Raw genomic sequence first — 13,204 nt, 5'->3', positions numbered from 1 at the left:
GGGGAGGTTTGGCACCTCGATGTCGGCTCATCGCATCCTGGGGCTGAAGTAGGTCCCAAGGGTTGGGCTGTTCGCCCATTAAAGCGGTACGCGAGCTGGGTTCAGAACGTCGTGAGACAGTTCGGTCCCTATCTGTCGTGGGCGTAGGAAATTTGAGAGGAGCTGTCCTTAGTACGAGAGGACCGGGATGGACGCACCGCTGGTGCACCAGTTGTTCCGCCAGGAGCATAGCTGGGTAGCTACGTGCGGACGGGATAAGCGCTGAAAGCATCTAAGCGTGAAGCCCCCCTCAAGATGAGATTTCCCAACTAGTAAGACCCCTTGAAGACCACGAGGTTGATAGGCCTGAGGTGGAAGTGCAGCAATGTATGGAGCTGACAGGTACTAATCGGTCGAGGGCTTATCCAAAAGATACCCCAAAAAGTGAAGCGAGGCTTCGAAGGTAATTCCGATTACTTTTCGGGGACCCCGGTGAACCAATTAGGGGCTAAAACGCAAACTCAAGTTTCGTATCCAGTTTTCAAGCGATTAAGACGCTTGAACCGTTTGGTGGCGATGGCGGAGGGGTTCCACACGTACCCATCCCGAACACGACCGTTAAGCCCTCCAGCGCCGATGGTACTTGGACCGAAGGGTCCTGGGAGAGTAGGACGCCGCCAAGCATAATATTCCCTGATAGCTCAGTTGGTAGAGCACTCGACTGTTAATCGAGTTGTCACAGGTTCGAGTCCTGTTCGGGGAGCCATTTGCTCTCATAGCTCAGTAGGTAGAGTGCATCCATGGTAAGGATGAGGTCACCGGTTCGATCCCGGTTGAGAGCTCCACTTTTTTTACTGGATGGCCCGTTGGTCAAGGGGTTAAGACACCTCCCTTTCACGGAGGTAACAGGGGTTCGAATCCCCTACGGGTCACCATTTTTCTGAAACCTACATATGGAGGCTTAGCTCAGCTGGGAGAGCATCTGCCTTACAAGCAGAGGGTCGGGGGTTCGATCCCCTCAGCCTCCACCATGATTGTTTTGTTGGGGATTAGCCAAGCGGTAAGGCAACGGACTTTGACTCCGTCATCCATAGGTTCGAATCCTATATCCCCAGCCATTTCATTCATGAGCCATTAGCTCAGTTGGTAGAGCACCTGACTTTTAATCAGGGTGTCGAAGGTTCGAGTCCTTCATGGCTCACTTTTCACAGTGCGCGTGTGGCGGAATTGGCAGACGCACTAGACTTAGGATCTAGCGTCTTTGACGTGGGGGTTCAAGTCCCTCCACGCGCACCATCTTTGCGGACGTGGCTCAGCGGTAGAGCATCGCCTTGCCAAGGCGAGGGTCGCGGGTTCGATTCCCGTCGTCCGCTCCATAATACGCGCCCTTAGCTCAGCTGGATAGAGCGTTTGACTACGAATCAAAAGGTCAGGAGTTCGAATCTCTTAGGGCGCGCCACTTTAACTTCATAATGGTTCACCATCTTATTTCGGGACGTAGCTCAGCTTGGTAGAGCACCTGGTTTGGGACCAGGGGGTCGCATGTTCAAATCGTGTCGTCCCGACCATTATAAGGTGCGGGTGTAGTTCAATGGTAGAACTCCAGCCTTCCAAGCTGGTAGCGTGGGTTCGATTCCCATCACCCGCTCCATACATAACAGCAACATCATCAGTCGGATGATGTTTTTTGTTATAATCGAAGGTTTTTTTTAACCTTGCATTTTATTGCTTCACCGTGTTAGGGTAGTTATAGAGATACTATGACGGGTAACAATTGTGTTACTTATTCCGATGGAGCAATCGAAGTAAACAAAGCCTGTATTAGGGCGCTTCCCAGGCGGGAGGCCGCTCTTATTGTTTAAAGAGGACTACCGTATCCTTAAAATTCCTTACAAATAAAGTGAAGATTTTCAGGGAAGTTTATTGTATTATGGTAGGAAGGCTTTTAGAGAAGGAATAGGGATGAAATGGGGGAGAAATATGACGGAATTAACGCTAGCTGCCGGCAAAACCAACTCGAACAACCTTCTTCGGCGAGATATACGTTTTTTGGGCAATATTCTAGGAGAGGTCCTTGTCCATCAAGGCGGTAATGAACTCTTGGATATTGTCGAGAAGATTCGTGAAGCCAGTAAGTCGTTGCGGGCTGTGTTCTTGCCGGAATTGCATGAAGAGTTCAAGGGAATGATTAATTCCTTGGAGCCAGAAATTCGACACCAGGTCATCCGGGCATTCGCTATTTACTTTCAATTGGTCAATATTGCGGAACAGAACCATCGGATTCGCCGCAAAAGAGATTATGAGCGTTCCGCAGGGGAAGCGGTACAAACCGGTACGATCGAAGCTGCGGTAAGAGACCTGAAGGAACAAGGTTTTAATTTCAGCGAAGCTCAAGAAATTTTGGAGAGCATGTCTTTGGAACTCGTGATGACGGCTCACCCGACAGAAGCGATGCGCCGCGCTATTCTTGATATCCATAAACGGATCGCTGATGATGTCGCTCAGCTCGATAACCCGACGCTGACTTTCCGGGAACGGGAGCAGCTTAGAGAGAAGCTGTTGAACGAGGTCATTACACTCTGGCAGACCGACGAGCTGCGGGATCGCAAACCGACGGTTCTCGATGAAGTGAGAAATGGGATGTATTATTTTCACGAGACTTTGTTCCATGTGCTTCCTGAAGTGTATCAAGAACTGGAGCGTTGTCTAAGCAAATACTATCCAGAGCATTTGTGGCATGTTCCTACCTACCTGCGCTTCGGCTCATGGATCGGTGGCGACCGGGACGGAAACCCTTCCGTAACCGCCAATGTAACCTGGGAGACGCTTAAAATGCAGCGTAAGCTGGCAATCCGCGAATATCAGGGATTATTGTCGGAGCTGTTTAAGTACCTTAGCTTCAGCACCAGCATCGTAGACGTCACGGAGGAACTTCTGGCCTCGATTCAGAAGGACCGCCTGCAGGTGACGCTGAATAAAACGCCGCACTGGCGCAATGAGAAGGAACCATACCGCATTAAGCTGACTTATATGACAGAGAAGCTCCATAACGTACTGGACGATTCGAAAAAGGACTCCCACGATCGTTACGACAACGTAAACGGCCTGATCGAGGATTTGAGAATCATTGACCGGAGCTTGCGTCACCACTATGCGGATTACGTTGCGGATACGCATATCAAAAAAATGATGCGCCAAGTGGAGCTGTTCGGATTCCATACGGCTACACTGGATATTCGTCAGCATAGCAAGGAACACGAAAATGCCATGACGGAAGTTCTGGCTCATATGAATATCGTAAGCAATTATGCCGAACTTGAGGAAGAGGAAAAGGTAACCCTTCTGGAGCGCCTGCTCAACGATCCGCGTCCTTTGACTTCGCCATATCAGGAATATAGTGAAAGCACGACGGAATGCCTGAATGTGTACCGTACGGTATTTGAGGCCCAAAAGGAATTTGGACCGCAATGCGTAACCAGTTATCTGATCAGTATGGCTGAAGCCGCCAGCGATATTCTGGAGGTTATGGTATTCTCCAAAGAAGTGGGCTTGTTCCGTAAAGAAGCCGACGGCACTGTAGTTTGCACATTGCAAGCCGTACCGCTCTTTGAAACGATTGATGATCTCCATGCAGCACCAGGCATCATGCACCGTTTGTTTGAAATGCCGATTTACCGTCAATCCGTAGCCGCTATGAACGACCTGCAAGAAATCATGCTCGGATATTCCGACAGTAATAAGGATGGCGGCGTGGTTACTGCAAACTGGGAACTGCGTGTCGCAATGAAACAAATTACGGCAACAGCCCAACAGTATGGCGTGAAGCTGAAGTTTTTCCATGGTCGCGGGGGTGCTCTGGGGCGCGGCGGTATGCCGCTGAACCGCAGTATTCAAGTGCAGCCGCCGGAAACTATCGGCGGAGGGATTAAGATTACCGAGCAAGGCGAGGTTATTTCTTCCCGTTACTCCCTGAAGGGTATTGCTTACCGCAGCTTGGAGACGGCGACTTCGGCGCTTATCACTTCGGCGGTTCAGGCCCGGGTTCGTCCAGCTTCCAATCCGGAAGAAGACAAATGGGATGACATCGTGGCAGGGATTTCGGAGACTTCACTCAACAAGTATCAGGATTTGGTGTTCCGCGAACCGGATTTCCTGAAGTTCTTCAGAGAATCGACACCGCTGGTGGAAGTTGGCGAGCTCAATATCGGTTCCAGACCTTCGAAACGTAAGAACAGCGATCGTTTTGAAGATTTGCGTGCGATCCCTTGGGTATTTGCCTGGACGCAGAGCCGTTACTTGTTCCCGGCCTGGTATGCGGCAGGTACAGGACTCTACACTTATTATCAGAACAATGAGGAAAACCTGAAGGTACTTCAGGATATGTATAAGAACTCTACGTTCTTCAGATCGTTGATGGACACGTTACAGTTCGCCATTATTAAGGCGGATCTGGTCATCGCCAAAGAGTACGCCGAAATGTGCGGAGATTCGGAAGCGAAGGATCGCATCTTTGGACAAATCGAGCAAGAGTTCCATTTGACGAAAGATATGATTCTCAAAATTACGGGCGTTCCTGAGATTCTTGATGATTCCCCAGTGGTACAGGAATCGATACGACTTCGTAATCCATACGTAGATCCACTCAGCTATCTGCAGGTTCAATTGCTGACTGAATTACGGGCTGCTCGCGAAAAAGGACAGGACGATTCAGACCTGCTGCGCGAGGTACTGCTCACGATCAACGGAATTGCCGCCGGCCTCCGGAATACAGGCTGATACCTGGCATTTCAAACACAAGCCGCTCCGCTCCTGCAAAGGAGAAGGATGCGGCTTGTTTTTTTAATAATTTATACAACTCGCATGGGATATATATGAATGGTATTGCATTTTACATGGAGTTGAATTAACATTTGAATGAAGTGAAAGCGGCCGAATGTCACCGCAAAGTGGGCACGGGGAGCGGAAGGCCGGACAAGCAGATGTCCCGAATAAGCCCGTCCATGGATCTGGGGGAAATTATGGTGGTGGACCATTTTGAAGCGAGACTGGTAAAATTGGCCCGTAAAGGTAATCAGGGGGCATTTGCCGAACTCGTTGATTTATATAAAGATAAAATCTTTCATCTGGCGTACCGGATGTTGTCTAACCGGCATGAGGCCGAGGACATTGTCCAGGAGACGTTTCTGCGCGTGTATAAGAGTTTTCATCGCTATGACGATAAGCAGAAGTTCTCCACGTGGATTTATCGGATCGCTACGAATCTGTGTATCGACCGGCTCCGGAAGAGGAAGCCCAGCTACTATCTTGACGCGGAAATGAACGATCAGGAGGGTATGGATGGCTATACGCTGATTCCCGGGGACGAAAGAACGCCGGAAAGCGAGTATTTGTTGTCGGAAACTCAGCAGACAATCCATCAGGCGATTGAAGGTTTGCCAGCTAAATATAAGTCGGTCATCGTTCTGCGCTATTTGCAGGACCTTTCTCTGCAGGAAATCGGTGACGTTTTGGATATGCCGGTAACTACAGTGAAAACAAGAGTGCACCGGGGACGCGAATTTTTGCGTAAAAAGCTGGAGAATAAAGTTTTTTGATCTGGCGGAGGGATTTTGCGTTTTTTATGAAACGCTTTGTACCGTCAGACGTAATGTAAGATAGGACGACTATGCCAATACGGTGTATTGGTTATCCATAGATTGATACTGAAAGGATTGGCTGATATGGATTGCAAACAAGCCTCCTCATTGATGCATGATTATCTGGATGAAGATTTAACGCATGGGCAGGCCGTGGAGTTGAAGGTACATCTTAAAGACTGCTCCGCTTGCAATGAACGGTTTAAGGAGCTGGAGCAGACAGAAATGATGCTGTTTGCGACGATTAAGCACAGATCGATCACGGCACCGGATGAACTCGTAGACCGCATAATGAGCAAGATCCCGAATCAGCGCAAACAACAGGCTTGGATCGGCTGGATCCGAAAGCATCCGGCTCTTACGGCTGCGGCGATGTTTCTCCTAGTCATGCTGTTTAGCGCAGTTTCACTGTGGGAAAGCGACGATCAGCTGGTAGTCAAGACGGCAGACCTGGATCAGGTCATCATTAACGGCAACACTGTTACTGTTCCGAAAGGATCAACGATTGCCGGCAACCTGACAGTAGAGAACGGCAAGGCAGAGATATACGGCGATGTCCAGGGTAATCTGACAGTGATCGACGGGTCGTATTACCAAGCCTCCACAGCGCATATTGCAGGAGAGATCAAGAGCATTGATCAGGCGCTGGATTGGATTTGGTACAGGATCACTGACATGTTTACGGAAGTCGCCTACAGATAGCAGCAAGACCGGCACGCGGCGCCTCCCTTTGCGGGAACCGGCGCCGTTTTATTTTTGCCTGAATGGGAATATTTTCTTGCAGTGACGAAAGCTACTAATCACATTGTGCGCTTGCATCTGTCTTTGGAACGTTATAACCTAGAGTTTAGGGGAACATATAAAGACAAGCATGTAAAAGATGTACATAAACGTTCCTTCGTTGGCGAATTTGCCGACAAGGGGCTTATGGGGGTTGCACCATGAACTATTTTGCAAATTTGACGTGGCAGGATTACATTAAAGATCTCATCGATATCCTGATCGTTACCTATATAATATACCACCTGATTTTGCTTGTACGGGGAACGAGAGCGATCCAACTGCTGAAAGGGATTCTCGTCCTGGTCGTGATTTGGGCGGTGAGCACCTGGTTCGATTTGTACACATTGAAATGGCTGATGAACCAGATGTTTACATTCGGGGTGCTCGCGATCTTTATCATTTTCCAGCCGGAATTAAGACGGGCTCTCGAGCAGCTTGGACGGGGAAAATTGTTCGGGCGCAACACGGCGGATGAAGAGGAATTCGGCAAGGAGATCGGCGAGATTATTAAGGCCGTTAATTTTTTATCCCGTAGAAAAATAGGGGCATTAATCGTTTTCGAGCGGAACACGGGTCTTAATGAATACACCGAGTCGGGCATCCGGATGCAATCGGTCATTTCCTCGCAGCTGCTCATTAATATTTTTATTCCGAATACGCCGCTTCATGATGGGGCGGTCATTATGCAGGGACACAGAATTTCAGCCGCTGCCTGTTATTTGCCGTTATCTGAGAATCCGTTCATCAGCAAGGAGCTCGGCACCCGGCACCGCGCGGCCATCGGAATCAGTGAGGTCGGTGATGCGATATCTATCGTCGTGTCCGAGGAGACCGGACAAATCTCGTTGGCCATTGACGGGCAGGTTGTGCGCGATATTAATGAAGAGTCCCTCATTTCAAAACTGTATGAAGAGCTGGGCCCAAATTCGAACCAGAAGGAAAAACGCAAGCCCTTCTGGAAAAAGAAGGAGGCCGGGCAATAATGGATAAGTGGCTTAACCATAACAATTTTGCCAAGATCATTGCGCTGGTGTTCAGCATCATCCTTTGGGCGATGGTTCATATCGACAGCGGGACGCCGGTCGCTCCGACGACCGTGGTGAACTCCAAAACAATCGATACCAAAATCCAGGTCACCGGATTCGACAGCGACAAATATGTGCTGTACGATCTGGAACCGGATACGGTCAGGCTAGAGGTAAAGGGCAAACGGACCGATTTGACCACGAATTTTTCCGACTATAAAGTAAAACTGGATTTGAAAAATATAGGACCGGGCACGATTACATTACCTTTGACGCATGAGCTTCCTCCCGGTGTGCAATTGATTTCCATGGAGCCGTCGATTATAAAGGTAACGATTGAAGCGAAGGAAACGAAGCAGATTCCCGTGACCATTGTGACCAAGGGCAATCCGGCGGAAGGTATGCAGCTCGGAAGTCCGATTGTGGTTGGAGATGGCCTGGTTGACGTTACGCTGCCGCAAAGCGAAATCGGCGAACTGCAGAAGGTTCAAGGGACGGTCGACGTAACAGGGATCAACGAAACGGTGAAAGGCAAGAGCGTCAAGCTCACGGCATATGATAAGCATGGGCAAGAAATGACAAATGCGGAAATCTCGCCGGACACGGTCGAGGTCGAGGTCCCGATTAATAAGTTATATAAAAATGTTCCTTTGGAAGTACGTAAGGCAGGAAGGCTTCCAAACGGCTATGTCCTAGCCAGCGTAAGTACGAATGTCGAAGGCGTGGCGATCTATGGGTCAAAAGAATCGCTTGAGGGTATATCATCCTATCCGGTAACTGTCGATTTAAGTCAATTCCAGGGGACAAATGAGACCAGGTACACAGTAGACTTGACTCCTCCCGAAGGTTTTGAGAAAATCGAGCCGAGCTCTGTTCAGGTTACCGTAAAAATCGAACCCGCTGGTCAAAAGCTAATCGATAATGTCCCGCTCACGCTGATCAATGCGAATGAGAACTTAACGACAAAGTTCGTCCATCCGGAAGATGCGGTGGTTTCGCTAAGTGTGTCCGCTGCGAAGGAGATCCTGGATAAACTGAAAGCCGGGGATATTTCGGCGACAGTGGATCTGTCGGGATTGGGACAGGGTACCCACACGGTTCCGATTTCGGTAAAGCTGCCTGAATTTGTCGAGCTGTCGGATACAGGCGGGCCCCTTGAGGTGCAGATCGAGCTGACGGAAAAAGGGAAACCTGCAATCACAGTGCCGGAAGATAAACCGCAGGGAGAGCAGAACCCCGGAAACGGTTCAACTCCTCCAGGGGATGGAGCCAATCATCAGGGTAACGGTGCGAACGACAGCGGGAGCACTGGCGGTACTGGGAGTACTGGCAGTTCCGGTAGCACCGGCAGCACCGGAAGTGAGGGTGTACCGGATGATGGAGACGGAGGCTAACCTCCGGATTAAGCCGCGAATAACAAGCATTACCATACATCGAGACCCATACTGACAAAGAGAAGGATATGAAGCCTTTCGCCTTACAGTGCGAGTTCAAAAAGTCAGGTTTTCAGGACCAAGAAGGTTGGATGAAGCAGGGACTGAGTAGCGGAGCGTACATGAGGTACGTGAGCAACGGAAGGCCTGGCTGAATTCAAGATTCGACGTCGAATCCTCATCATGATCCACTTCGTCGTGGAAAGATGATTTTTTGAACAACCTCTTATAGAGACAGGGGGCGGGGGCTTCACACTATTTGAAGGAGTGAAATTAAAATCATGGGAAAGTATTTTGGAACGGACGGAGTCAGAGGAGTTGCAAATAAGGAATTAACGGCGGAGATGGCTTATCAGATCGGACGCTGCGGGGGCTATGTTCTTGCGGGACAGGTTCCGAAGCCGAAGGTTGTTATCGGGATGGATACCCGTATTTCAGGCGTCATGTTGGAATCTGCGCTTGTAGCAGGGATGCTGTCGATCGGAGCCGACGTGATTCGTTTAGGCGTCGTTTCTACCCCGGCGGTGGCTTATTTGACCCGGATCCTGAACGCCGATGCAGGCGTGATGATTTCGGCTTCCCACAATCCGGTTGAGGATAACGGGATCAAGTTTTTCGGCAGCGACGGCTTTAAGCTCTCCGATGAAACTGAACTGCAGATCGAAGAACTGATGGATAAAGAAGTTGATGAGCTTCCTCGCCCTGTAGGCGGCGGACTCGGAAGCGTGATGATCGATATCGAATCGAAGTTTAAATATTTGGCTCATTTGAGAACGACGATCAGCCATTCTTTTGAAGGGCTGAAGATTGTGCTCGATTGCGCTAACGGTGCTGCTTATGAGCTGGCTCCAATGCTTTTCAAAGAGCTGGGCGCCGAAGTTTACACGATCGGAGCGGAGCCGAACGGCTTGAATATCAATGATCATTGCGGGTCCACCCATCCGGAGAAGCTAAAAGAAGAAGTATTACGTCTGGGCGCCGATGTGGGGCTTGCTTTTGACGGGGATGCAGACCGTCTGATTGCGATCGACGAAAAAGGAGAAGAGGTAGACGGCGACTACATCCTCTGCATTTGCGGCGATGCGATGAACCGGGCCGGCAAGCTGAAGGACAGCACGATCGTCTCTACAGTGATGAGCAATTTCGGATTCTACAAAGCGACCAAGAAATTGGAGCTGAACACGCAGCAAACAGCGGTCGGCGACCGTTATGTCATGGCGGAAATGATCCGCGGCGGGTACAATCTGGGCGGGGAGCAGTCGGGGCACGTTATTTTCCTCGATTACAATACAACCGGAGACGGTATCCTGACGGCGATTCAGTTGGTTGATACGATGAAGGGCGCCGGCAAACCGCTGAGCGAAATGAAAAAGGTAATGAAGCAATATCCGCAGGTGCTGGTCAATGTTCGGGTGCAGGATAAGAGCAAGTTTGTCGGCAACCCAGCCATTGAGGAGGCTATTACTTCTGTGGAGCGTCAGCTTGGCGATAACGGCCGTGTACTGGTTCGCGCATCCGGAACGGAGTCTCTGATCCGCGTTATGGCGGAAGGGCCCGAGAAGGAAGAGCTGGAGCAACTGGTGGCACAGATCGTATCCGTAGTGGAAAAAGAACTCGTTTAGTTTTTATTTGATATAATCATGCAATGTGAGTTGATCAAAAGATGACTTTTTGAGCAATCTCTAAAGAGTGTGACTCCTTTCATAGGTCTTCAAAATAAGCCGCTGGTACTGGAAAATTCCGGTTTCAGCGGCTTTGCTATTGGGTAAGACTTCTGGGGACAGGCTGTAGTAATCAGGACAACTTGATTATTGCCAAATGTCTCGAGGGTGCATATAATAAGCATATTCAAGAAAAGAAAGCGAGGGTAGTGAGGTTACACAGCAGCATAAGCGCCAGAGCTTGATTTCGCGCGTTGAAGTCTTTCCCGAAGAAGTAGGCAATACAGCATTAGGCTGGTCGACTACTGCAATAGCTTCGTGATAGACGGACGGCAAATGCAAGCTGACGAGGTGGAGGTGTTCGAGTTGTTCGGCGGGGGCCTCCCGGTGCCGCATCGCACCGTAACCGCAAGGGCAAAAGGAATGGGCGACCGTTCCCACAAACCTTACGGGTCGATGTTATTCCTAAACGGAACTTATAAATTTATTAATCGATATTTCATGAGTGTGCGCAGGAGACGCGGAAGCAGCGCGAGTGAACGGAGAAGTATGGACATTCATGAAAATGGATCTAGTTACTTGTAACTTTTCTGATTTTTCAAAAATAGGCTAGTTCTGAAAGCGTCATGACCATCAAAAGATGACTTTTTGAACCACCTTTAAAAATTGAATAGTTCTGTCTCTGTGGACCGTGCTTGCATCTTCCGCTTCTTTTCTCCTGCCTATAAAATTCGGAGAGAATGAAACGGAGGATATATAAATATGTGTGGTATTGTTGGATATATCGGGAAGAGAGACACGCAGGCGGTTTTGTTGGATGGACTTAAGAAGCTGGAGTACCGTGGTTATGATTCGGCGGGGATCGCTGTATTTACACCGGACGGGTTACAAATTGCCAAATCGATCGGCCGTCTGGCCAACCTGGAGTCCAAGCTGGAAGGAGCGCCTTTGGTAGGTACGGCCGGAATCGGTCATACGCGTTGGGCGACTCACGGCAAACCGTCGGATGTCAATTCTCATCCGCATACGGACCACAGCCAGAAATTCTCGGTCGTGCACAACGGGATCGTTGAGAATTATCTGGATTTGAAAGAAGAGCTGATCAGCCAAGGCTGCGAATTTGTCTCGGAAACGGATACGGAAGTCATTTCCCATTTGGTGGCCCGCGAGTATGAAGGCGATATCGTAAAAGCCGTTCAAAAAGCGATCACTTATATGCGCGGTGCTTTTGCACTTGGCGTATTGACGGAATATGAGCCGAATAAACTGGTAGCCGTACGTCAAGCAAGCCCGCTCATCATCGGATTGGGCGAAGGAGAAAACTTCATCGGCTCCGATATTCCGGCCATTTTGAACTATACGCGCAATGTGTACATTTTGAATGACGGGGAAATGGCGGTGTTGACCGAAGACGCTGTCGAATTGATGACCATTGAGGGGAATTTTATTTCTCGGGAAATGATTTCTGTCGATTGGGATGCAGTGACCGCAGAAAAAGGCGGGTTTGATCACTTCATGCTCAAGGAAATCCACGAGCAGCCGAAGGCTTACCGCGATACAATGCGGGGCCGGATCGACGAGAGCGGCCGCAAGGTGCTGTTCCCGAACCTGAATCTGACCGAGGAGAAAATTCGCTCCATTAACAACATTCATGTCGTAGCTTGCGGAACTGCATATCATGCAGGTCTGGTAGGTGGAGAGGCCATTGAAAAAATGATCCGCGTACCGGTATCGTTCGATGTCGCATCCGAATACCGCTACCGCTCGCCGCTCATTACGCCTGAGACGCTCGTAATCGTCGTCAGCCAGTCCGGCGAAACGGCGGACACCTTGGCAGCGTTGCGTCAAGCACACGCGAACGGCGCCCATGTCCTGGCCGTTACGAACGTAGTCGGCAGTTCGATCGCCCGCGATGCGGACGATGTGATCGCTACGCTTGCTGGTCCGGAAATCGCCGTCGCTTCGACAAAAGCGTACACTTCCCAGTTGATCGCGTTCTACCTGCTTGGACTGCATTTGGCCCAAGTGCGCGGCACGCAAACGGAAGAGGAAGTAGCGCATGTACTTGCCGCTATGCAAGCATTGCCTGAGCAAGTGGAAAGTATGCTGCAGAATGCTGATGCGATCAAGGCTTATGCCGAGCAAATCTCCAAGCATGAGCACCTTTTCTTCATCGGACGCGGCCTTGATTATGCCGTAGCCATGGAAGGATCGCTTAAACTGAAAGAGATCTCTTACATCCATTCCGAAGCCTATGCGGCAGGTGAATTGAAACACGGCACCTTGGCCCTGATCGAAGAGGGCATCCCTGTCATCGCTTTGGCGACTCAGGAAGCCGTACTTGAGAAGACGGTCAGCAACATTAAGGAAGTGAAAGCCCGCGGCGCAGACGTGATGGCGATCACCCACGAAGAGCATGTAGCCGGATTGTTGAAATCCGTCGACCAGGCCTTCGCGATTCCGAAGACGTTGCCGCTCCTTACACCGGCATTGTCCGTCGTTCCATTGCAGCTCCTGGCCTACTACGCTTCTCTGGCCCGCGGCAATGACGTCGACAAGCCAAGAAACTTGGCGAAGAGTGTGACGGTGGAGTAAGTAAAAATAATAAAGAATTAACTAAAATACCAGCCATAAACCTAAATCGGCCTAAGAACGCTCCAACGTTCTTAGGCCGATTCTGTTTATGC

General features: G+C 49.9%; 8 protein-coding genes, 11 tRNA genes and 2 rRNA genes (1 of these 21 cut by a window edge). All 21 read left to right on the top strand.

Going from position 1 to position 13,204, the window contains the following annotated elements:
• A 23S ribosomal RNA gene (locus tag NYE70_RS14100) occupies positions 1–408 on the top strand (it extends 2,640 nt beyond the left edge of the window).
• 137 nt (positions 409–545) lie between these two features.
• Positions 546–662 (top strand): 5S ribosomal RNA (gene rrf, locus NYE70_RS14095).
• A gap of 7 nt (positions 663–669) precedes the next feature.
• Positions 670–745 (top strand) — tRNA-Asn (locus NYE70_RS14090).
• Between the two features lie 3 nt (positions 746–748).
• A tRNA-Thr gene (locus NYE70_RS14085) sits at positions 749–824 on the top strand.
• A gap of 15 nt (positions 825–839) precedes the next feature.
• A tRNA-Glu gene (locus tag NYE70_RS14080) sits at positions 840–914 on the top strand.
• A 20-nt stretch (positions 915–934) separates the two neighbouring features.
• Positions 935–1,010 (top strand) — tRNA-Val (locus tag NYE70_RS14075).
• A gap of 12 nt (positions 1,011–1,022) precedes the next feature.
• A tRNA-Gln gene (locus NYE70_RS14070) sits at positions 1,023–1,097 on the top strand.
• A 10-nt stretch (positions 1,098–1,107) separates the two neighbouring features.
• Positions 1,108–1,180: transfer RNA gene (locus NYE70_RS14065), tRNA-Lys, on the top strand.
• Positions 1,181–1,191: 11 nt separating this feature from the next.
• Positions 1,192–1,275, top strand: a tRNA-Leu gene (locus tag NYE70_RS14060).
• 5 nt (positions 1,276–1,280) lie between these two features.
• Positions 1,281–1,355, top strand: a tRNA-Gly gene (locus tag NYE70_RS14055).
• A gap of 6 nt (positions 1,356–1,361) precedes the next feature.
• Positions 1,362–1,438, top strand: a tRNA-Arg gene (locus NYE70_RS14050).
• A 32-nt stretch (positions 1,439–1,470) separates the two neighbouring features.
• Positions 1,471–1,547 (top strand) — tRNA-Pro (locus tag NYE70_RS14045).
• 9 nt (positions 1,548–1,556) lie between these two features.
• Positions 1,557–1,630: transfer RNA gene (locus NYE70_RS14040), tRNA-Gly, on the top strand.
• A 329-nt stretch (positions 1,631–1,959) separates the two neighbouring features.
• Positions 1,960–4,755 (top strand): phosphoenolpyruvate carboxylase, encoded by a 2,796-nt coding sequence (gene ppc, locus NYE70_RS14035; protein WP_211025922.1) that lies wholly within the window; start codon positions 1,960–1,962, stop codon positions 4,753–4,755.
• 242 nt (positions 4,756–4,997) lie between these two features.
• Entirely contained in the window at positions 4,998–5,573 is a 576-nt protein-coding gene (sigW, locus tag NYE70_RS14030; RefSeq protein ID WP_341047595.1) for an RNA polymerase sigma factor SigW, read from the top strand.
• Positions 5,574–5,699: 126 nt separating this feature from the next.
• Positions 5,700–6,317 carry a zf-HC2 domain-containing protein gene (locus tag NYE70_RS14025; protein WP_211025912.1) on the top strand — a complete coding sequence of 206 codons (618 nt, stop codon included), beginning with the start codon at positions 5,700–5,702 and terminating at the stop codon, positions 6,315–6,317.
• A gap of 239 nt (positions 6,318–6,556) precedes the next feature.
• Positions 6,557–7,381, top strand: coding sequence for a diadenylate cyclase CdaA (gene cdaA / locus NYE70_RS14020; protein ID WP_211025910.1), 825 nt, complete (start codon positions 6,557–6,559; stop codon positions 7,379–7,381).
• Positions 7,381–8,817: a CdaR family protein gene (locus NYE70_RS14015; RefSeq protein WP_341046442.1), complete on the top strand. Its 1,437-nt coding sequence runs from the start codon at positions 7,381–7,383 to the stop codon at positions 8,815–8,817. Before cdaA ends, NYE70_RS14015 begins: the two co-directional genes overlap by 1 nt.
• A 320-nt stretch (positions 8,818–9,137) precedes the next feature.
• A complete protein-coding gene (glmM, locus tag NYE70_RS14010; RefSeq protein WP_211025908.1) occupies positions 9,138–10,478 on the top strand; it encodes a phosphoglucosamine mutase in 1,341 nt (446 codons plus the stop codon).
• Between the two features lie 357 nt (positions 10,479–10,835).
• Positions 10,836–11,102 carry a hypothetical protein gene (locus NYE70_RS14005; RefSeq protein ID WP_341046438.1) on the top strand — a complete coding sequence of 89 codons (267 nt, stop codon included), beginning with the start codon at positions 10,836–10,838 and terminating at the stop codon, positions 11,100–11,102.
• Positions 11,103–11,279: 177 nt separating this feature from the next.
• Positions 11,280–13,112, top strand: a complete 1,833-nt coding sequence (gene glmS / locus NYE70_RS14000) for a glutamine--fructose-6-phosphate transaminase (isomerizing) (protein ID WP_341046436.1) — start codon at positions 11,280–11,282, stop codon at positions 13,110–13,112.
• Positions 13,113–13,204 lie beyond the last annotated feature (92 nt).

The organism is Paenibacillus sp. FSL R5-0407, assembly GCF_038009185.1.
Lineage (GTDB): Bacteria > Bacillota > Bacilli > Paenibacillales > Paenibacillaceae > Fontibacillus > Fontibacillus vini.
The sequence above is the reverse complement of the archived record's forward strand: the minus strand, read 5'-3'. Positions and strand labels throughout refer to the sequence as shown.